This window comes from Erwinia sp. PME.40.26/001 (assembly GCF_055556675.1).
The window spans coordinates 131,589-151,059 of record NZ_JBVHNP010000002.1; the positions used below are offsets into that span (position 1 = coordinate 131,589).

General features: G+C 55.7%; 16 protein-coding genes, 1 tRNA gene and 1 pseudogene. 9 read left to right on the top strand and 9 right to left on the bottom strand.

Going from position 1 to position 19,471, the window contains the following annotated elements:
- Nucleotides 1–67: 67 nt before the first annotated feature.
- From ACZ3HG_RS08150 to pepA, 3 genes are all read right to left on the bottom strand, one after another.
- Entirely contained in the window at nucleotides 68–2,923 is a 2,856-nt protein-coding gene (locus ACZ3HG_RS08150) for a valine--tRNA ligase (RefSeq protein ID WP_191937074.1), read from the bottom strand.
- A 5-nt stretch (nucleotides 2,924–2,928) separates the two neighbouring features.
- A complete protein-coding gene (locus ACZ3HG_RS08155) occupies nucleotides 2,929–3,384 on the bottom strand; it encodes a DNA polymerase III subunit chi (protein ID WP_062744424.1) in 456 nt (151 codons plus the stop codon).
- An 87-nt stretch (nucleotides 3,385–3,471) separates the two neighbouring features.
- The gene (gene pepA / locus ACZ3HG_RS08160; protein WP_133843979.1) at nucleotides 3,472–4,980 is read right to left on the bottom strand and encodes a leucyl aminopeptidase; all 1,509 of its coding nucleotides are present in this window, start codon (nucleotides 4,978–4,980) and stop codon (nucleotides 3,472–3,474) included.
- Nucleotides 4,981–5,257: 277 nt separating this feature from the next.
- Here pepA and lptF point away from each other — a divergent pair, with 277 nt between their 5' ends.
- Nucleotides 5,258–6,358, top strand: a complete 1,101-nt coding sequence (lptF, locus tag ACZ3HG_RS08165; RefSeq protein ID WP_191935061.1) for an LPS export ABC transporter permease LptF — start codon at nucleotides 5,258–5,260, stop codon at nucleotides 6,356–6,358.
- A complete protein-coding gene (gene lptG / locus ACZ3HG_RS08170) occupies nucleotides 6,358–7,434 on the top strand; it encodes an LPS export ABC transporter permease LptG (RefSeq protein ID WP_191935062.1) in 1,077 nt (358 codons plus the stop codon). The genes lptF and lptG overlap by 1 nt, the downstream gene beginning before the upstream one ends.
- 83 nt (nucleotides 7,435–7,517) lie before the next feature.
- On the opposite strand, the gene ACZ3HG_RS08175 is transcribed toward lptG, so the two are convergent.
- Nucleotides 7,518–8,813 (bottom strand): DUF445 domain-containing protein, encoded by a 1,296-nt coding sequence (locus ACZ3HG_RS08175; RefSeq protein WP_191937075.1) that lies wholly within the window; start codon nucleotides 8,811–8,813, stop codon nucleotides 7,518–7,520.
- A 7-nt stretch (nucleotides 8,814–8,820) separates the two neighbouring features.
- Nucleotides 8,821–10,323 carry a helicase HerA-like C-terminal domain-containing protein gene (locus ACZ3HG_RS08180; RefSeq protein WP_191935070.1) on the bottom strand — a complete coding sequence of 501 codons (1,503 nt, stop codon included), beginning with the start codon at nucleotides 10,321–10,323 and terminating at the stop codon, nucleotides 8,821–8,823.
- A gap of 200 nt (nucleotides 10,324–10,523) precedes the next feature.
- On the opposite strand from ACZ3HG_RS08180, the gene ACZ3HG_RS08185 reads away from it, so the two are divergent.
- On the top strand, nucleotides 10,524–11,303 hold the full coding sequence (locus ACZ3HG_RS08185) for an acetoin reductase (protein WP_465332793.1): 780 nt from the start codon (nucleotides 10,524–10,526) through the stop codon (nucleotides 11,301–11,303).
- A gap of 36 nt (nucleotides 11,304–11,339) precedes the next feature.
- Here ACZ3HG_RS08185 and ACZ3HG_RS08190 read toward each other — a convergent pair whose 3' ends face one another.
- Complete coding sequence (locus tag ACZ3HG_RS08190) at nucleotides 11,340–11,756, bottom strand: hypothetical protein (protein ID WP_191935064.1); 417 nt, start codon at nucleotides 11,754–11,756, stop codon at nucleotides 11,340–11,342.
- A gap of 162 nt (nucleotides 11,757–11,918) precedes the next feature.
- Complete coding sequence (locus ACZ3HG_RS08195; RefSeq protein WP_465332648.1) at nucleotides 11,919–12,434, bottom strand: YjjA family protein; 516 nt, start codon at nucleotides 12,432–12,434, stop codon at nucleotides 11,919–11,921.
- 357 nt (nucleotides 12,435–12,791) lie between these two features.
- On the opposite strand from ACZ3HG_RS08195, the gene ACZ3HG_RS08200 reads away from it, so the two are divergent.
- Both ACZ3HG_RS08200 and ACZ3HG_RS08205 read left to right on the top strand, forming a co-directional pair.
- A tRNA-Leu gene (locus ACZ3HG_RS08200) sits at nucleotides 12,792–12,876 on the top strand.
- 150 nt (nucleotides 12,877–13,026) lie between these two features.
- Nucleotides 13,027–13,157, top strand: a pseudogene (locus tag ACZ3HG_RS08205) (Arm DNA-binding domain-containing protein); the annotation flags it as partial.
- A gap of 87 nt (nucleotides 13,158–13,244) precedes the next feature.
- Here ACZ3HG_RS08205 and ACZ3HG_RS08210 read toward each other — a convergent pair.
- Both ACZ3HG_RS08210 and ACZ3HG_RS08215 read right to left on the bottom strand, forming a co-directional pair.
- Nucleotides 13,245–13,718, bottom strand: a complete 474-nt coding sequence (locus ACZ3HG_RS08210; RefSeq protein ID WP_465332649.1) for a hypothetical protein — start codon at nucleotides 13,716–13,718, stop codon at nucleotides 13,245–13,247.
- Between the two features lie 6 nt (nucleotides 13,719–13,724).
- Nucleotides 13,725–14,522, bottom strand: a complete 798-nt coding sequence (locus ACZ3HG_RS08215; protein WP_465332650.1) for a winged helix-turn-helix domain-containing protein — start codon at nucleotides 14,520–14,522, stop codon at nucleotides 13,725–13,727.
- A 425-nt stretch (nucleotides 14,523–14,947) separates the two neighbouring features.
- Here ACZ3HG_RS08215 and ACZ3HG_RS08220 point away from each other — a divergent pair, with 425 nt between their 5' ends.
- From ACZ3HG_RS08220 to ACZ3HG_RS08235, 4 genes are all read left to right on the top strand, one after another.
- The gene (locus ACZ3HG_RS08220; protein WP_465332651.1) at nucleotides 14,948–15,472 is read left to right on the top strand and encodes a fimbrial protein; all 525 of its coding nucleotides are present in this window, start codon (nucleotides 14,948–14,950) and stop codon (nucleotides 15,470–15,472) included.
- 83 nt (nucleotides 15,473–15,555) lie between these two features.
- The gene (locus ACZ3HG_RS08225) at nucleotides 15,556–16,101 is read left to right on the top strand and encodes a fimbrial protein (RefSeq protein ID WP_465332652.1); all 546 of its coding nucleotides are present in this window, start codon (nucleotides 15,556–15,558) and stop codon (nucleotides 16,099–16,101) included.
- A gap of 54 nt (nucleotides 16,102–16,155) precedes the next feature.
- Complete coding sequence (locus ACZ3HG_RS08230; protein WP_465332653.1) at nucleotides 16,156–18,702, top strand: outer membrane usher protein; 2,547 nt, start codon at nucleotides 16,156–16,158, stop codon at nucleotides 18,700–18,702.
- Nucleotides 18,703–18,708: 6 nt separating this feature from the next.
- Nucleotides 18,709–19,458 carry a fimbria/pilus periplasmic chaperone gene (locus ACZ3HG_RS08235; protein ID WP_465332654.1) on the top strand — a complete coding sequence of 250 codons (750 nt, stop codon included), beginning with the start codon at nucleotides 18,709–18,711 and terminating at the stop codon, nucleotides 19,456–19,458.
- Nucleotides 19,459–19,471 lie beyond the last annotated feature (13 nt).

Genomic DNA, 19,471 nt, shown 5'->3' on the forward strand with positions numbered 1-19,471 from the left:
GGGCCAGGCATGCCTGGCCCCTGCGGGGAAGGGTGCTGCAGGGACGGGCAAGCCCATCCCGTTACCCTTACAGCGCGGCGATCACCGCCTGCTGTTCAATCAGCTTGATCTTCGCCTGCTCAAAGTCAGCCAGACGCTCACGCTCTTTGGCCACGACGGCTTCCGGCGCGCGCGCCACAAAGCCTTCGTTACCCAGCTTGGTGGTGATTTTTTCCATCTCCACGTCCAGCTTCAATACTTCCTTCGCCAGACGCTCCAGCTCGGCAGCTTTATCCACCAGGTCAGCCATCGGGATCAGCAGCTCGGCACCGTCTACCAGCTTGGTGACGGATACCGGGCCTTTCTCGCCCGCGGGCAGCAGTTCCAGCGTTTCCAGGCGCGCCAGGGTTTTCAGGAAGTTATGGTTGTCGTTCACGCGACGAACCACATCGGCGCTGGCCCCGCGCAGCATCACGTCCAGTGGTTTAGCCGGGGAGATATTCATCTCGTTGCGGATATTACGCACCGCGACGATAGCCTGCTTCATCCATTCGGTATCGGTCATCGCCGCCGCATCGACGCGGCTTTCGCTGAACTCTGGCATCGGCTGCAGCATGATGGTGTCGTCGCTGATGTTTTTCAGGGCTGAAACCTGCTTCCAGATGGTTTCGGTAATAAACGGTATAATCGGGTGCGCCAGGCGCAGCAACGCTTCCAGCACCGTCACCAGTGTATTACGTGTGCCGCGCAGCTGGGCTTCGGAACCGCCATTCATCACCGGCTTGGCCAGCTCCAGATACCAGTCGCAGAACTGGTTCCAGGTGAACTCATACAGGATGTTGGCAGCGATATCGAAGCGATAGCTGTCCAGCGCTGCCCGGTAGGCTTTCACCGTTTCGTTAAATTCGGCGAGGATCCAGCGGTCCGCCAGCGACAGTTCCAGTTCGCCGCCGTTGAAGCCGCAGTCGTGTTCAGCGGTGTTCATCAGCACAAAGCGGCTGGCGTTCCAAAGCTTGTTACAGAAGTTGCGGTACCCTTCCAGGCGCTTCATATCCCAGTTGATGTCGCGGCCGGTAGAGGCCAGCGCCGCCAGGGTGAAACGCAGGGCATCGGTGCCGTGCGGCTCAATACCGTTCGGGAACTGCTTCTCGGTGCGCTTGCGGATTTTCTCCGCCAGCTGCGGCTGCATCATGTTACCGGTACGTTTTTCCAGCAGATCTTCCAGCGAAATTCCGTCAACCATGTCGAGTGGATCGATGACGTTACCCTTCGACTTGGACATTTTCTGCCCTTCATCGTCGCGGATCAGGCCGGTCATATAAACGGTTTTAAACGGAACCTGCGGCTTGCCGTCTTCGTCTTTGATGAAGTGCATGGTCAGCATGATCATGCGCGCAATCCAGAAGAAGATAATGTCAAAGCCGCTGACCAGCACGCTGGTCGGGTGGAAGGTGCGCAGCGCCTCGGTATTCTCTGGCCAGCCGAGGGTGGAGAAGGTCCACAGCCCGGAAGAGAACCAGGTATCGAGCACGTCTTCGTCCTGGGTCAGCACCACGTCGGCTGCAATGTTGTTTTCCGCACGCGCTTCGGCTTCGTTACGCGCTACGTAGACGTTGCCTTCGGCATCGTACCAGGCCGGAATGCGGTGGCCCCACCACAGCTGGCGTGAGATACACCAGTCCTGAATGTCGCGCATCCAGGAGAAGTACATGTTTTCATACTGCTTCGGCACGAACTGGATCTCACCCTGTTCCACCGCTTCCACCGCCACTTTCGCCAGCGGGGCGGTACGCACGTACCACTGGTCGGTCAGCATCGGTTCGATCACCACGCCACCGCGATCGCCGTACGGCACGGTCAGGTCGTGAGGTTTGATCTCATCCAGCAGGCCGAGGGCATCAATCGCAGCCACTATGGCTTTACGCGCGGCAAAGCGCTCAAGCTTCTGGAATTCAGCCGGGATGGTCGGATCGCAGGCGTCCGACTCTTCGCCGTTGGTATCGTAAACCTGTGCGGTTTCACGGATATCACCGTCGAAGGTCAGGATGTTGATCATCGGCAGCTTATGGCGACGGCCCACTTCGTAGTCGTTGAAGTCGTGCGCCGGGGTGATTTTCACGCAGCCGGTGCCTTTCTCCATGTCGGCATGTTCGTCACCGACGATCGGAATACGGCGACCGACCAGCGGCAGCACGAGGAACTTGCCGATCAGGTCCTTATAGCGCGGATCTTCCGGGTTGACCGCCACGCCGGTATCCCCGAGCACGGTTTCCGGACGCGTGGTGGCGACCACCAGATACGCTTTCCCGTCAGCAGTTTTCGCGCCGTCGGCTAGCGGATAGCGGATATGCCACATGGAGCCTTTCGACTCGCGGTTTTCCACTTCCAGATCGGAGATGGCGGTACGCAGTTTTGGGTCCCAGTTCACCAGGCGCTTGCCACGGTAAATCAGATTCTCTTTATGCAGGCGAACGAACACCTCTTTCACCGCGTTGGACAGGCCTTCGTCCATGGTGAAGCGCTCGCGCTCCCAGTCCACGGAGTTACCCAGACGGCGCATCTGGCGGGTAATGGTGCCGCCGGATTCCGCTTTCCACTGCCAGATTTTTTCGATAAAGGCATCACGGCCGTAATCTTTACGGGTTTTACCCTCTTCGGCGGCGATTTTGCGCTCGACCACCATCTGCGTGGCAATGCCCGCATGGTCTGTACCCGCCTGCCACAGGGTATTTTTCCCCTGCATGCGCTGGTAGCGGATCATGGTGTCCATGATGGTTTGCTGGAAGGCGTGACCCATGTGCAAGCTACCGGTAACGTTCGGCGGCGGGATCATGATGCAGAAGCTTTCCTGGCTCGTGTCGCCATGCGGCTTAAAGTAGCCCTGTTGTTCCCAGTGCTCGTAAAGCGGCTGCTCGATATCTTGCGGGTTATATGTCTTTTCCATGTCTGCTATGTCTTAGGCAAAGGTGGCGTTGCCGTATTCAAGTGGAATCCAACGCTGCGATAGGCTTTATAGCGGTCGCGCGCCAGCTGTTTCAAAGATGGTTCATAGGGGACGAAGTCTACCACTTCATAGAAAGCGGTGGCAAAATCTGCAAACTGCGGCAGCAGGCTGATCAACAGGTCGCGCGGCGCGTTGCCGCGACGCTGCGGCCAGGCCAGTTCTACCGGCGCACCGTATTTCGGGCCTTCACCGGCCAGATTATGCGGGACAAAGGCGTTCGCCGGACGCTGCCACAGGGCCTCATCCAGGCGGATGGCCTGCGCTTCGTCCTCACAGGCTATCAGCACGCGTTTCCCGTCACGCCAGCGGGCCTCAGCCAGATCGCAGACCAGCGCTTCCAGCGCGCTCAGTCCGTCAACCGGGGTGTCGGTTTCCAGCAGATAGAAAGTTGCGTTTTTCATGCATTCAGGCCTGGTTGAAATAAACGACAGGGGCGGATCGGTGATCCGCCCCCGGGAAACCCCGGGCGACCTGTGCCGCCCTGCGGGTTAATCGTCGCCGTTCAGACCCGCACGGTTGAGCAGGAACTGCGACAGCAGGGCAACGGGACGACCGGTCGCCCCTTTCGCTTTCCCTGAGCGCCAGGCGGTGCCTGCCACATCCAGGTGAGCCCAGTTGTACTTACGCGTAAAGCGCGCCAGGAAGCAGGCGGCGGTGATGGCACCCCCGGGACGGCCACCAATGTTTGCCATATCGGCAAAGTTGGAGTCCAGCTGCTCCTGATACTCATCGGCCATCGGCAGACGCCATGCGCGATCGCCCGCCTGCTCGGAAGCGCCAATCAGCTCATGCGCCAGCGGATTGTGGTTCGACAGCAGGCCGCTGATATGGTGGCCCAGCGCAATCACGCAGGCCCCGGTCAGCGTGGCCACGTCAATCACCACATCCGGGTCGAAACGCTCAACGTAGGTCAGGGCATCGCACAGCACCAGGCGACCTTCCGCATCGGTGTTTAACACCTCAACGGTCTGGCCGGACATGGTGGTCAGCACGTCGCCCGGGCGGTAAGCGCGGCCGCCCGGCATGTTTTCACAGCCTGCCAGCACGCCGACTACGTTCAGCGGCAGCCCCAGTTCCGCGACCATGCGCATTACGCCATACACCGAGGCTGCGCCGCACATATCGTACTTCATTTCGTCCATCGCTTCGCCCGGCTTGAGCGAAATGCCGCCGGTATCAAAGGTCACGCCTTTGCCGACCAGCACGATGGGACGCGCTTCTTTATCCGGGTTGCCTTTGTACTCAATCACCGACATCAGGGATTCATTCTGCGAACCGGCCCCGACGGCGAGATAGGCGTTCATTCCCAGCTCTTTCATCTGCTGTTCGCCGATCACGCGGGTGGTGATATTCGCCCAGGTATCCGCCAGCTGACGCGCCTGGGAGGCCAGGTACGCAGCATTGCAGATGTTCGGCGGCATATTGCCGAGGTCTTTCGCTGCCTTCACGCCTGCGGCAACCGCCAGCCCGTGCTGAATGGCGCGTTCGCCACTGGTGAGTTCACGGCGCGTCGGTACATTAAACACCAGCTTACGCAGCGGACGGCGCGGTTCGACTTTGTTGCTTTTAAGCTGATCGAAGCTGTACAGCGTCTCTTTCGACGTTTCCACCGCCTGGCGTACTTTCCAGTAAGTGTTGCGGCCTTTAACGTGCAGCTCGGTCAGGAAGCACACGGCTTCCATCGATCCGGTGTCATTGAGCGTATTGATCGTCTTCTGAATGACCTGCTTATACTGACGCTCATCCAGCTCACGCTCCTTGCCACAGCCGATCAGCAGGATACGCTCAGAGAGAATGTTCGGCACATGATGCAGCAACAGGGTCTGGCCGACTTTTCCTTCCAGTTCACCACGGCGCAGCAGGGCGCTGATATATCCATCGCTGATTTTATCCAGCTGTTCAGCAATCGGTGACAACCGGCGCGGTTCAAACACGCCCACCACGATACAGGCACTGCGTTGTTTTTCCGGGCTACCGCTTTTTACACTGAACTCCATGCACTCTCCTGAATCTTAAAGACAACGGCGCTTGCTGCGGCTAGAATGTACCGCTTCCGTAACGTATAGCGCTGGCGCATTACGTCGTTGTCAGATTGGGTTTTGGTGAAGATTGTTATTTTTTTCATCACCAGAACGCGATTGTTGTCATAAAATTTATACTTGAAGTCTGACGAGTATAACGATGACCTGGGCCATTGATGAGAATAAATGGCGTATAAGCGATGAAACTAGCGATTTTCCTGCAAAAAGACAAGTTTTCACAGGCGTACTCAGCGTGATCATTATTAGATATCTGGTTCGGGAAATGCTCAAAAGCCAGCTGGCTATCCTGTTCATCCTGCTGCTGATCTTCTTTTGCCAGAAGTTAGTCAGGATACTGGGAGCCGCGGTGGATGGCGAGATTCCAACAAATTTAGTCCTGACATTACTTGGCCTTGGCGTGTCCGAGATGGCGCAGCTGATCCTGCCATTAAGCCTCTTTTTAGCCATTCTGATGACGCTTGGCCGGTTATACACCGAGAGTGAGATCACCGTGATGCATGCCTGCGGTCTGGGCAAAAGCGTGCTGGTGAAGGCGGCGATGATCCTGATGCTGTTCACTGCGCTGGTGGCGGCGGTCAACGTGGGCCTGCTGGGCCCCTGGTCATCACGCTATCAAAGTGAAGTGATGCAGAACGCCAAGGCGAACCCGGGCGCGGCTGCGCTGGCAGCAGGCCAGTTCCAGCAGTCCGGCGATGGGCAGTCTGTGCTGTTTATTGAAAACGTGAAGGGCAACACCTTCGGCAACGTTTTCCTCGCGCAGCTGCGGCCAAAAGGCAACGCCCGTCCCTCCGTGGTCGTGGCGGACCATGGCAATATGGAACAGCGTCGCGACGGTTCACAAGTGGTGACCCTGGACAACGGCACACGCTTCGAAGGTACCGCGCTGCTGCGTGACTTCCGCATTACCGATTTTAAAAACTATCAGGCGATTGTCGGCCATCAGGAAGCGACGCTGGACCCGAATGACTCTGAACAGATGAGCTTCGGCGAGCTGTGGTCGTCGGATAAGCCTGATTTCCGCAGCGAGCTGCACTGGCGGCTGACGCTGGTCTTCTCGGTGCTGATTATGGCGCTGATGGTGGTGCCACTCAGTGTGGTCAACCCGCGTCAGGGCCGCGTCCTCTCGATGCTGCCTGCCATGCTGCTCTACCTGATATTTTTCCTGTTGCAGAGTTCGCTGCGTTCCAGCGGCAACAAAGGCCGACTCGACCCGGCCGTGTGGATGTGGGGCGTTAACCTCGCTTATCTGGCCCTGGCCGTACTGCTGAATGCGTGGGATACGGTGCCAATGCGCCGGCTGCGTGCGCGCTTCACTCGCGGAGGATCGGTCTGATGTTTGGCGTTCTTGACAGATATATCGGTAAAACGATTTTTAACACCATCATGGCGACGCTGTTTATGCTGGTGTCGCTCTCCGGCATCATCAAGTTTGTCGACCAGCTGCGTAAAACCGGGCAGGGCGAGTACACCGTGCTGGGTGCCGGTTTGTACACCGTGCTCAGCGTGCCGAAAGATATTGAGATCTTCTTCCCGATGGCGGCCCTGCTCGGGGCGCTGCTGGGGTTAGGGATGCTGGCCCAGCGCAGTGAGCTGGTGGTGATGCAGGCTTCCGGCTTTACGCGTATGCAGATTGCCGCGTCGGTGATGAAAACCGCCATCCCGCTGGTGCTGCTGACCATGGCGATTGGCGAGTTCGTCGCACCGCAGGGCGAACAGATGGCGCGTAACTACCGTGCGCAGCAGCTGGTGGGCGGTTCACTGCTCTCTACGCAGAGCGGGCTGTGGGCGAAAGACGGCGATAACTTTATTTTTATCGAGCGCATTCGTGGCGACAGCCAGCTGGCGGGCATCAGTATTTACAGCTTTAATAAAGATCGCCGGCTGCAGACGGTGCGCTATGCGGCCTCTGCCCAGTACAACGCGGATAAAAAACAGTGGGATCTGTCGCAGGTGGATCAGTCTGACCTGACCGATCCGCAGCAGATTAAGGGCAGCCAGACGCTGACCGGCGAATGGAAAACTACCCTGACCCCGGACAAGCTGGGTGTGGTGGCGCTGGATCCGACGGCGCTCTCGATTACCGGGCTGTATAACTACGCGAAGTACCTGAAGCAGAGCGGGCAGGTTTCCGGCCGCTATGAGCTGAACATGTGGAGCAAGATCTTCCAGCCGCTGTCGGTGGCAGTCATGATGCTGATGGCGCTGTCGTTTATCTTTGGCCCGCTGCGCAGCGTGTCAATGGGGATGCGCGTGGTTACCGGCATCAGCTTCGGCTTCCTGTTCTACGTGCTGGATCAGATTTTCGGTCCGCTGAGCCTGGTGTATAACATTCCGCCGGTTCTGGGGGCGCTGCTGCCGAGTGCGGCGTTCTTTGCCATCAGCGTGTTTATGCTGCTGAAACGGCGGTAATAAAGTCGCGATGGTTCATTGCATGGGCGGACCTTCTTTTCCGGTCCGCCCGTGGCGTTCCTCTGGCCCTGGCCGCTAATCCTCTACAGCACCTGCGTCCTTTCCAGCAGCTGCGGCACCAGCGACAGCAGATACAGAATCAACCCAATCACCCCACCGACCAGCGTGCCGTTAATACGGATGCGCTGTAAATCCTTGCCGATGTTCAGCTCCACCTGATGCGACATATCTTTCGCATCCCAGCTTTTCACCGTATCGCTGATATGACGGCTGAGAAACGCCGAGAACTCCGGAGCCACGCTGCTGGCGGCCTCTTCCATATGCTGATTGAGCGAGTTGCGCAGCGGTTCGTCCTGCATCAGGGTTTCGCCAAACCACTGCCCGGCGGCGCTAACCCGGGCGTGCAGCACCGAGTCGGGACGTTCCAGATCCTCCTTCAGCCAGGTTCTGAGGTCGTGCCACAGCTGGCCGATATAACTGTTCAGCGCCTCGTCCTGCTTAAGGTACGCCTTGATCTCCTCCGCTTTCACCGCCATCTCCGGGTCAGTGCGCAGACGGGCGATCAGCCGCTGCACGGCGCGGTTAAAGCCCTGGCGCAGCTGGTGGGATTCATCATGCTCGATCTCGGTGAGGATCGACTGCACCGCGCTGGCCGCCAGATCGGCGCTCTTTTCCCCCAGCCACTCGCTGGGCAGCATCTTCTCTTTCATCGGATGCTCGCGCTTCAGCCAGCTCACTACCTGATGGGCGATAAACTCGTGGGTGGTGGGTTTATTCACCAGCTGCAGGATCTGCGCCAGCGCGTCGTCCAGCAGCTGCTGATGACGGTTATTTTTGGTCAGGCTTTCCAGGATCATCGCCGTCGACTGGCTGAGGTCAACCTTATCGATGGCCTTGTGAATGGCGCGGCGCATAAACCCCTGAATGCGCTGGTCGTCGGCCAGGTCGAGGAAGCCACGCACCGTTTTCAGCACCATTCCGCTGAGTCGGGCGGCATTATCAGGGTGACTGAGCCAGTTGGCGATAATCTGCGCCGGATTATGGCGGCGGATCAGCGCCAGCAGGGAGTCCGTATTGAGGAACTTGTCCTGCACGAACAGGGCCAGGTTGTCGGCGATACGGTCCTTGTTACGCGGGATAATCGCCGTATGACGCCCCGCAAGCGGAATGGGGACGCGGCGGAACAGCGCGCTGACGGCAAACCAGTCGGCCAGCGCCCCGACCATTGAGGCTTCCGCCACCGCCTTCAGTCCGGCGATCCACGGGTTGGGCGGCCAGTACAGCGGCCAGAGAATGGTGGCGACAAACAGCAGTGCCGCCGCCGCCAGTAACAGTAACGGCAGGCGCTTCGCCCGGATTAACTCACGTTCCTTATCCATAAACGTCCTATCTTTTCCTTCCGCCCATAATGCTGCCTAACATGCCGCGAATGATTTGATTGGTGATCTGCCGTGCGGCGCTTTTGGCCACGCTCTGTACCACGCCGTCGTGCTTACCGCCGCGTGGCCCGGTGGTGCCGAACAGAATATCTTTCAGCCCGCCAAGAATGCCGTTATCCACCGCCACTGTCTCGCCTCTGGCCGGTGGCGCGCTGCTGTTGTCGGTGGCTTCCTGCATGCCCTTCTGTAGCCGTTCGTAAGCGGATTCGCGGTCAATGGCCTCTTCATACTTACCGGAAAGCGCAGAGTGGTTGATCAGGCCGTTACGCTCATCGTCAGTCACCGGGCCCATGCGTGAGCCGGGTGCAATCACCATCGCTCGCTGCACCACTGACGGGCTGCCTTTAGCATCCAGGAAGGAGATCAGCGCTTCGCCAGTGCCCAGCTCCTGAATGGCCGCCACGGTGTCGAACGCCGGATTGGCACGCATGGTCTGCGCCGCCACTTTCACGGCCTTCTGATCTTTCGGGGTAAAGGCGCGCAGGGCGTGCTGCACGCGGTTGCCCAGCTGGCCCAGCACCGCATCCGGTACGTCCGAGGGGTTCTGCGATACAAACCACACGCCGACACCCTTGGAGCGGATCAGGCGGATCACCTGCTCGATCTTATCCAGCAGCACCGCCGGGGCATCGTCAAACAGCAGATGCGCCTCATCAAAGAAGAACACCAGCTTAGGCTTCTCCAGGTCGCCCGCCTCCGGCAGCTGCTCGTACAGTTCGGACAGCAGCCACAGCAGGCTGGTGGCGTACAGCTTCGGCATCTGGTACAGCTTCTCCGATGCCAGAATATTGATCACCCCTTTGCCGTTTTCATCGGTGCGCATCCAGTCCTGGATATCCAGCATCGGCTCACCGAAGAAGTATTCCGCTCCCTGCTGCTCCAGCGACAGCAGCCCGCGCTGGATGGCACCCACCGAGGCGCTGTTGATGTTGCCGTACTGGGTCTGGAACGCTTTGGCATTTTCACCGATATACTGCGTGGCGGCGCGCAGATCCTTAAAGTCGAGCAGCAGCAGGCCCTGGTCGTCGGCCACACGGAAGATGATCTGCAACACGCCGCTCTGTACGTCGTTCAGATTCAGCAGGCGCGCCAGCAGCAGCGGCCCGAGGTCGGACACCGTGGCGCGCACCGGGTGGCCGCGTTCGCCGAAGATATCCCACAGCGCCACCGGATTGCCCTGTGGTGACCAGTCCGTCACGCCAATTTTCGCCAGCCGCGCGAGTAACTTCTCTGACTCCGCCCCGGCTTTGGCGATCCCGGTCAGATCGCCCTTCACATCGGCCATAAACACCGGTACGCCGATATTGGAGAAGCTTTCCGCCAGCTTTTGCAGCGTAACGGTCTTGCCGGTGCCGGTGGCCCCGGTGATCAGCCCGTGACGGTTGGCCATGGCGGGCAGCAGGTGCAGTTGGTGTTCAGTGGTCTGAGCGATCAGCAGCGGCTCGGTCATCATCCAGTATCCCTTTGGTTGTGAGGCAGGAGAATAGGTTAGTAAGCATAGCAGGCAGCCTGTGCACGCGGATCAGCGACAATCATGCCTGATGTCATTGCAATCAATAGTAATACATTGAAAGGCACGAAAGAGTCAGTTTTCCTGCAAAAAACGGACGCATGCTGGAAGCGGATTTCTCATTTCAGCGAGGTAACATGATGTCGATTCATGGAAAAGTGGCGCTGGTCACCGGGGCGGGCCAGGGGATTGGACGCGGTATTGCATTAAGACTGGCGCGTGATGGGGCCGATATTGCGCTGGTGGATGTTAATGACGATAAAATCCGGCGGGTAGCGGAAGAGATTATCGCCCTTGGCCGCCGCGCCACATTCATCAACGCCGATGTCAGCCAGCGTGAGCAGGTATTTGCTGCCGTTGAGCAGGCAGAAAAGCAGCTTGGTGGTTTTGATGTGATGGTCAACAACGCCGGCATCAGCCAGACCAATAACCTGCTGTCGGTCACTCGTGAGGAAGTGGAAACGATTTTCCAGATCAACGTGCAGGGTGTGCTGTGGGGTATTCAGGCGGCGGCCAGTAAATTTAAGGCGCGTCAGCAGAAGGGCAAAATCATCAATGCCTCGTCGATTGCCGGGCACGAAGGCTTTGCGCTGTTGGGGATCTATTCCGCCACCAAATTCAGCGTGCGTGCGCTGACCCAGGCGGCAGCAAAAGAGCTGGCGGCGTTCGGCATCACGGTGAATGCTTACTGCCCCGGCGTGGTGGGTACCGATATGTGGCTGGAGATTGATAAACGCATGGCGGAAGAGACGGGCGCAGCGCCGGGCGCAACCTATGAGAAGTACGTTTCCGGGATTGCCCTGGGGCGCGCCGAGACCCCGGATGACGTGGCGGCGTTCGTTTCCTTCCTTGCCGGACCGGACGCTGACTATATGACTGGGCAGGCACCGCTGATTGACGGTGGGCTGGTCTACCGTTGAGTTCCGGTCAGCATCCATGAACAGGCTGCCCGACGCTTAGTGTTGGGTGTCCTGACCCTCAAAAATATTGGCACGGCTGGTTGAGGTCGTGCCGTCACTGTAGTGCGTATCCTGGCCTTTGAATATGTTCTCCCGGCTGCTTGACGAACGCCCGTCGCTGTAGGTTGTGTCCTGGCCCTTAAAGATGTTTTCACGGCTGGTCGAGGTTGAACCATCACTGTTGCGCGTGTCCTGACCGCCAAAAATATTGGCCCGGCTGGACGAGGTGCGCCCGTCGCTGTAGGTCACATCCTGCCCGTTAAAAATGTTGGCGCGGCTGGTGGAGGTGGTGCCGTTATCATAGGTGCAGTCATAGCCATCGAAGATATTTTTACGGCAGCTGTCCGCTTGGGCGCTGGCAGAGACGCCGGTCAGCAGGATAGCGGTTAACGCGGTGAGTAGCCGGAGTTTCATCGTATTTTCCTGTAGGCAAGCCGGAGCGGCAGAACCTCACCATAAGCAAACACTGTGCAGAAAGAATGAAGAACGGGGGGCGGCAATAAAAAAAAGGCCACACAGCGGTGGCCAGGGGGAAGAAGGCGGCAAGGGGACAGCCTGACCGCCTTTAGAGAGACGTTATGAGATAAACTGTTTACCCTGCTTCAGCACCAGGTCGCAGGCTTTGGTTTTCACCTTTTTGCCCATCGGGGTATCACCCAGCGCTTTCAGGTTCACCTGCTGATTGTTGCCGGTATTCAGCAGCCCCATCAGGCCCTGCTTATAATCGGTGGTTTCCTGCTGTTTCTGCGTATCTTCCAGCCCCAGCTTGCCGAGCAGCTGCTCCTTCACTGAAGAGACATTATTATCGACAATATTGTTCTGCACGCAGTACTGCAGCACGCCCGCCGCATTGGTCATGGTACCGGCGCTGAGGGACTGGCTGCCGCCGTTCAGCAGGCCGGCAAGCGCACCCAGCGAGTTCCCGGCTGGCGCGGCGTTAGCGCCGGAGGTATTGGTGGTGCTGCTGCCGTTCTGACCCAGCGCGCTGGCGGCAGAGTTAAGCTGATCCTGCCAGCTGGCCGCACCTGCTGTGGCGCTGAACAGCGCGGTAGTAACAGAACAAGCCAGAACCCATTTCATTGCTGCTTTCATTGATATACCCATTCAGTGTGACGTGACGCACGCCGCCTGCCTGGCAACGCGACGGATCTGTACGTTCCGACTGCCAGATAGCGGGGGAGTTCCCCCACACGGCGTCACATAGCCATTATGGTGCAAGGAATGAGAATTATCTGCACAGGCGGAAAATTTGCCGAACGGGGAACAGGTTACGCACCGGTGCGCACCCCGGCATGCCGCCAGCACGACTCGCAGGAGCGACACTATTTACGGGCACCTGAGAGGCCACGCGGGTGTTTTTTCAGCATTCAGACACACCACATGCGCAAGGGGGTTGCGTATGCAGAGGGTAACGGTATAATCCACAACGTTTTCCGCATACCCTTCAGTGCCGAAGTGGCGAAATCGGTAGACGCAGTTGATTCAAAATCAACCATCGAAAGATGTGCCGGTTCGATTCCGGCCTTCGGCACCAAAAGTATGTTCGAGAACGTCCGTAACAGTCCGTAAGTTACTGAAAAAAAGCCGAAAGGCTTTTTTTTTGCTCCAAATTCGTCCGGGCACATCTGTTGCAATCCGGGCATCACTGGGGGCATCTTCACTCCGATAGAAAATGTGCCCCCAAATGAAGCTCAACGCCCGCCAGGTCGAAACCGCAAAACCCAAAGAAAAAACTATAAAATGGCCGACGGTGGCTGTTTGTATCTTGAGTTGTCCACTAAAGGATCTAAATACTGGCGCATGAAGTACAGGCGTTCTGAAATGTATCCATAAATGAGTCACCCCCTTGCTGTAAAAAAATCGCTTACAACAGCGTAAGCGATTTAATTAAATATATGGTTATTAATTTTCTTCTCGAGCACAGACAAAAAAAGGATTGGAAAGTCCCTGAAATAATACGCCATTACTATTGACGCTTGTCATTTTAGTATAAAATGCAGTACCTATCGCCCTCGGTAGGATGTACCGCTGCCACAATCCCTCTGGCACTGTATCATTATTGTCGATTTCCTCACGTGTAATGGTCGTTTTATTCAAACTGCTTAACTCTGCCTGTTTTGTTATAATAAATGTCGCTCTGCTAACAAGATACTCTTGATCACCCACTTTAAGTGAACCAGTAAAAAATAATGTCCCTCCATTATGGAACGTGAAGATAATGTTGGTGTTTGTATTTAAATGTATTTTTACACCATCTTGTTCTATATGTGAGATCAACTGCGTATCACATCTAAAATTTTGATTTATTTTATAGTGATAGTAAAAAAATCCGCATAGAGAAAAAATAATTAACATTAAAGTGGTTATTGTTTTCATTTTAGCCTACTTAACGATTCTGTAATTCGTACAGTTTTGATATTTTTTAGTATCATCATACCGACACACAGCCATAAATCTTACCTTAAAGAGATTATTCATAGGTCTTGCATCTGTATAGTAAATATCAGCAGCACTATGTATGCAGTCTATACCTTCACTTTTCATCATGCTTTTAGCATTAGCAACTAAGTCGGTTGGTGGCTTTGTGTTGCTTAAGTCATAGATATTACACACACCTATAGTGGTTATAAGATGAGTGTTTTCATTTTTTTTAAAAGTAAATAAAGTAATCCCTGATAGTATTGTTAATAAAACAGAAGCAAAAATAATGATATTTTTTTTGTATTTTATTGCTTCAAAAATTAAATTTTTTAACCTGACTCTTACATGTGTGTACGTCAAGACGGGTGGAGTCGGTACTCCAGACTTTATGACATCCCCTACTTGCTTTGAGATACCCTCTTCATTTTTTATGATCGGGAGAATATCTGCCTCCATTTTGAAGCCAGTTCTTGGTACAGTGATAATTATTTTTTTATTGATACCCAGGCTTTCAAATGCTTTTCTTAACTCGCTTATGTGATTGCTTAGACTGGCCGATGATGGAGTGAATCCATAATCTATCCATACCGTTCTGATAATATCCTCTCGAATAAGAGTGGTGTTGTTATTGTTAATTAACTCGCATAGTAATCTGGTTGCCGGTTTCGATAGCTCAATGGATAGATGTTTGTCATTCTTTAACGTTAAGGTTCTGGTGTTAACATCAAAAACTAAAGTTAGATTTATTATGTATTTCATAATGATTTGTTACCGTTGTATTTTTTTTATCAGCAGTAGTCTTGTTGCGGTGCAGGATGGTGAATTTAGATGATAAGCATCTAATTAGTCAATCTCTTGGTGATATTATTTCATTAATAAAAAATTATTTTTTTTTAATAAAAAATAATTTTTTTTAAGGTAGTTATGAGTACTTGCTGTGGCTTTTGCGGAGTGGTTTTTGGGTTTTTATTTTTAATTTATTTTAATATTCAGAATAAAATATCGACTGTTTAAGTTAAACAACATTAAGTATCTAAGGGCTGTTTTTGGGCCTAAGCTTTGTTCCGTCACGAAATGCATAACGCTGTGCTGATAGTAATATACAGCCAGCCATCGAGTTTTCTCGTTTATGCATTCAATGACCTAACTTAGGATGAAAAATTTTTATTAAGGATAAGTATCAAATGAAACTGAACAAAATCATGCTGGCTGCGGTAATGACTATGGGTACGATTTCTATGGCTAACGCGGCTAACCAGGGTAGTGGTACCGTAACTTTTAAAGGTTCAATCATTGATGCACCATGCTCTATTGAACCAGAAAGCCTGGATCAGACCGTGAAACTGGGCGATATCGCTTCTGTTCAGCTGAAAAACGGTGGCAAGTCTACACCGCAGGACATCCTGATCAAGCTGGTAGGTTGTGATGTAGAAACTGCTAAAGATGTGACCACCACCTTCAGCGGCGCCGAGTCCGAAACCGCTCCTGGTTTATTGGCAATGAGGGGTTCTGCACGTGGTGCCAGCATCGCTATCAACGACGTCGACGGTAAACTGTTACCGCTGACCAAAGCCAGCAAAGCGGTGAAAATTGAAGACGGCTTTACTACCCTGCGCTTCAGCGCCCACCTGCAGGGCGACGGCGCTTCTGCTGCCATCACCCCGGGCGAATTCAACTCTGTTGCTGACTTTACCCTGGCGTACCAGTAAGCCCACGGCGATTAATTCGCACAGTTAATTGCATGCGGGGTAACCCGCATGCTGCTTATTAACTTGTTATGTGGGGAACGGATATGCATCCACATTATGGCAAAAGGATATTGCACAGTGCGGTGTTAGTTAATCTGTTGCTGTGTTCCTCTTTAGCACACTCCGCCAATCAGGGAAGAGGTGAGGTTACGGTGAACGGCAGAATTATCGCCTCCGCCTGCGCCATTGATACCGAAAGCCTTGATCAAACCATTACCCTGGCCACATTACCTGTCAGCCAGATTATTCGTGATGGCCAGGGTGAGCTGCATGAATTCAATATTAAACTGGTGAACTGCACGTTGGAGAAATTCAACCCAGCGCTGGATGACTGGCGATATTTTTCCGTGACATTTGACGGCAGAGAAGACGCCGGACTATTTGGTATTGATGGCAACGCGAAAGGTATTGCCCTGCAAATATCCGATAGGCGGGGGAATGTCGCCGCACCGGGTATGCCTATGGCAAAAAATGAATTACAACCCGGTACCATGGAGTTTAATTATAGCCTGCGCTTGATTGGCAATAATCAGGTAATGAAGGCAGGGAGTTATTACTCCACCGTGCGCTTTAAAATGGATTATTACTAAAGCTGTCTGAACGCGGTAACTGCGAATTAAATAATTATTGATAAGGGTCTGCGGATGTCAACTACTCCGTCATTTGGCTGTATAGGGAAAATACGACCGCGAATCCTGGGGCTGTTGATTGCCTTTATTCTGGCGGAGAATGCTGCCTGCGCCGTAGCTGCTGATATTGAATTCAACACCGACGTACTGGATGTGACGGATCGCGCCAATATTGACCTGGAGCAGTTTTCTCGCGGCAACTTTATTATGCCCGGCGATTATCTGTTTGCCGTGCACATTAATAAACAGACATTAACCGATCAGCCGGTGGTGTTTTACCCGCCGGATGACGATGCCAAAGGCAGTGAAGCCTGTATTACGCCGCAGTTGGTTGAACAACTGGGTTTAAAAGAATCTGCATTACCGAAATTGACCTGGTGGCACCAAAACCAGTGTCTTGATCCCCATAGCCTGGAGGGGATGGAAGTACGCGGCGATTTAGGCGCGGCGGCGCTGTACCTGAATATTCCTCAGGCGTATCTGGAATATACCGCTGAAAACTGGGACCCGCCGTCGCGCTGGGACGAGGGTATTCCCGGCCTGCTGTTAGATTACAACCTGAATGCGCAAAGCCAGCGTCAGCAAAAGCAGGGTACGCAGAGTTATAACCTCAGCGGCAACGGCACGGTGGGCGGCAATCTGGGGGGCTGGCGGCTGCGGGCCGACTGGCAATCGCGGCTGGATCGCCAGGGCGGTTCCGGTGAGTCGACCCGCACCAGCTGGGACTGGAGCCGTTACTATGCCTACCGCGCACTGCCGAAGCTGGGCGCCAGGCTGACGATGGGCGAGGACTATTTAAATTCCGACATCTTCGACAGTTTCCGCTTTGCCGGCGTCAGCCTGGTGACCGACAACAACATGTTACCGCCTAACCTGCGCGGCTATGCGCCGGAGGTGACGGGGATAGCGCGCAGCAATGCGAAAGTCATCATCCGCCAGCAGGGGCGCGTGCTGTATGAAACCCAGGTGGCGGCGGGGCCGTTCCGCATTCAGGACATCAACGATGCGGTCAGCGGTCAGCTGGATGTGCGGGTGGAAGAGCAGGACGGCAGCGTACAGGAATTCAAGATGGACACCGCCAGCATCCCGTACCTGACCCGGCCCGGCTCCGTGCGTTACAAAGTGGCGGCCGGCCGGCCGGAAGACTGGGAGCACCACAGTAACGGACCGCTGTTCGGTACCGGCGAGTTTTCCTGGGGCGTGAGCAACGGCTGGTCGCTGTACGGCGGCGGCGTGGCGGGCGGCGATTACAACGCGCTGGCGCTGGGGGTGGGGCGTGACCTGATGATGTTTGGCGCATTGTCGTTCGACGTCACCCAGTCGCGCGCCAACCTGCCGCAACAGGGCACCCTGAGCGGCGGTTCATACCGCCTGAGCTATTCCAAGCGCTTTGACGACTATGACAGCCAGGTGACCTTTGCCGGCTACTGCTTCTCGGAGCGCAACTATATGTCGATGGGCGAATACCTGGATGCCCGCCGCGACGGTACGCGAAGCAACAGCAGCAAGGAGATGTACACCATCACCTTTAACCAGCAGTTCCGTGACCTGGGGTTGAGTGCCTATCTCAACTACAACCACCAGACCTACTGGGACCGGCCGGCGAATGACCGTTACAACCTGACGCTGTCGCGCTCTTTCGATCTGGGGCGTTTCCGGAATATCAGCCTGTCGCTGACCGGCTATCGCAACAAATATAACGGCACCAACGACGACGGCATGTACCTGTCGCTGTCGCTGCCGTGGGGCAGTAACGGTTCGCTGAGCTACAGCGGCAGCTACAACCGCAACGATAACACCAATCAGGTGGGGTATTACGACCGGCTCAATGAGCGCGATACCTATCAGGTGAGTGCCGGTACTGCGCGCAGCGGCGCGACCGCCAGCGGCTACTACAGCCACAGCGGCGATCTCAGCCAGGTGAACGCCAGCGCCAGCTATCAGGCCGGGCAGTACAGCTCGCTGGGGCTGTCGATGCAGGGTGGCGCGACCGCCACCCTGAAAGGGGCGGCGTTGCACCGCAACAGCATCAGTGGGGGCACCCGTATGCTGCTGGATACCGACGGCGTGCCGGGGATCCCGATCCGCGGTTACAGCTCGCCGACGCTGACAAATGCGTTCGGCAAAGCGGTAGTGGTGGACATCGGCAGTTATTACCGCAACCAGTTCAGAATCGATCTGAATGCGTTGCCGGAAAACGCCGACGTCAGCCAGAGCGTGGCGCAGGCCACCCTGACCGAAGGTGCCATCGGCTACCGACGTTTTGAGGTGATCGCCGGCGAGAAGGCGATGGCGATCGTGCGGCTGGCGGACGGCTCTGTCCCACCGTTTGGTGCCACGGTGCGCAACGGCAGGCGGCAGGAGGTGGGGATTATCAATGACAACGGCGAAGTGTACCTGAGTGGCATCAACGCCGGAGAAGCGATGAATGTGAGCTGGGGCGGCGCGGAGCAGTGCGGCTTCACCCTGCCGCAGACGCTGTCGCCGGGCCAGTTAACCAATCTGTTACTGCCTTGCGGCCCGGTGGCCAACGACAAGGCGTTAAACACTGTTAAAGAGTAGAGAGCAATGAAAATCAATAATCTAGTGACATTAATTGCCAGCGGCCTGGCGGGCCTGCTGTGCGCCCAACAGGCAACGGCCGCCATCGCGCTGGACCGCACCCGAGTGATCTTCAGCGGCGGCGACAAGTCGGTGAGCATGAGCATCAGCAACGAGAACAAGCAGCTGCCTTACCTGGCGCAGGGCTGGATCGAAGACGCCACCGGCAAAAAGATCACCAGCCCGCTGACGGTATTGCCGCCGGTGCAGCGCCTGGAACCGGGTGCCAAGAGCCAGGTGAAGGTGCAGGGGCTGCCGGCCGCCAATAAGCTGCCGCAGGATCGCGAAACGCTGTTCTACTTCAACCTGCGCGAGATCCCGCCGAAGAGCGACAAGCCGAATACACTGCAACTGGCGTTGCAAACCCGCATCAAGCTGTTCTACCGGCCGAAGGCGATTGCGGTAGCCAACCCGGAAGCCAGCGCGCCGTGGCAGGAAAAACTGACCCTGACCAAGCAGGGCAACAGCTACCAGGTGAACAACCCGACGCCGTACTACGTCACTCTGGTTGATGCCAGCAGCAAAAAAGGCGCTGCCAGCGCACCGGGCTTCGAACCACTGATGGTGGCACCCAAGGGCAGTGCGCCGCTGAAGGTTGCTGCGTCTGCACTGGGCAACGCGCCGGTGCTGACCTACGTCAACGACTACGGCGGCCGCCCGCAGCTGACTTTTAGCTGTAACGGCGCGAGCTGCCAGGCGGTGGCGGGCAGCAAATAAGCTTTATTGAAAC

Coding starts and splice junctions, on each gene's coding strand:
- ACZ3HG_RS08210 (WP_465332649.1), bottom strand. CDS start 13,718: ATGAAAACAATAACCACTTTAATGTTAATTATTTTTTCTCTATGCGGA.
- ACZ3HG_RS08185 (WP_465332793.1), top strand. CDS start 10,524: ATGTCGATTCATGGAAAAGTGGCGCTGGTCACCGGGGCGGGCCAGGGG.
- ACZ3HG_RS08220 (WP_465332651.1), top strand. CDS start 14,948: ATGAAACTGAACAAAATCATGCTGGCTGCGGTAATGACTATGGGTACG.
- pepA (WP_133843979.1), bottom strand. CDS start 4,980: ATGGAGTTCAGTGTAAAAAGCGGTAGCCCGGAAAAACAACGCAGTGCC.
- ACZ3HG_RS08215 (WP_465332650.1), bottom strand. CDS start 14,522: ATGAAATACATAATAAATCTAACTTTAGTTTTTGATGTTAACACCAGA.
- ACZ3HG_RS08175 (WP_191937075.1), bottom strand. CDS start 8,813: ATGGATAAGGAACGTGAGTTAATCCGGGCGAAGCGCCTGCCGTTACTG.
- ACZ3HG_RS08235 (WP_465332654.1), top strand. CDS start 18,709: ATGAAAATCAATAATCTAGTGACATTAATTGCCAGCGGCCTGGCGGGC.
- ACZ3HG_RS08150 (WP_191937074.1), bottom strand. CDS start 2,923: ATGGAAAAGACATATAACCCGCAAGATATCGAGCAGCCGCTTTACGAG.
- ACZ3HG_RS08225 (WP_465332652.1), top strand. CDS start 15,556: ATGCATCCACATTATGGCAAAAGGATATTGCACAGTGCGGTGTTAGTT.
- ACZ3HG_RS08155 (WP_062744424.1), bottom strand. CDS start 3,384: ATGAAAAACGCAACTTTCTATCTGCTGGAAACCGACACCCCGGTTGAC.
- ACZ3HG_RS08190 (WP_191935064.1), bottom strand. CDS start 11,756: ATGAAACTCCGGCTACTCACCGCGTTAACCGCTATCCTGCTGACCGGC.
- ACZ3HG_RS08230 (WP_465332653.1), top strand. CDS start 16,156: ATGTCAACTACTCCGTCATTTGGCTGTATAGGGAAAATACGACCGCGA.
- ACZ3HG_RS08195 (WP_465332648.1), bottom strand. CDS start 12,434: ATGAAAGCAGCAATGAAATGGGTTCTGGCTTGTTCTGTTACTACCGCG.
- ACZ3HG_RS08180 (WP_191935070.1), bottom strand. CDS start 10,323: ATGACCGAGCCGCTGCTGATCGCTCAGACCACTGAACACCAACTGCAC.
- lptG (WP_191935062.1), top strand. CDS start 6,358: ATGTTTGGCGTTCTTGACAGATATATCGGTAAAACGATTTTTAACACC.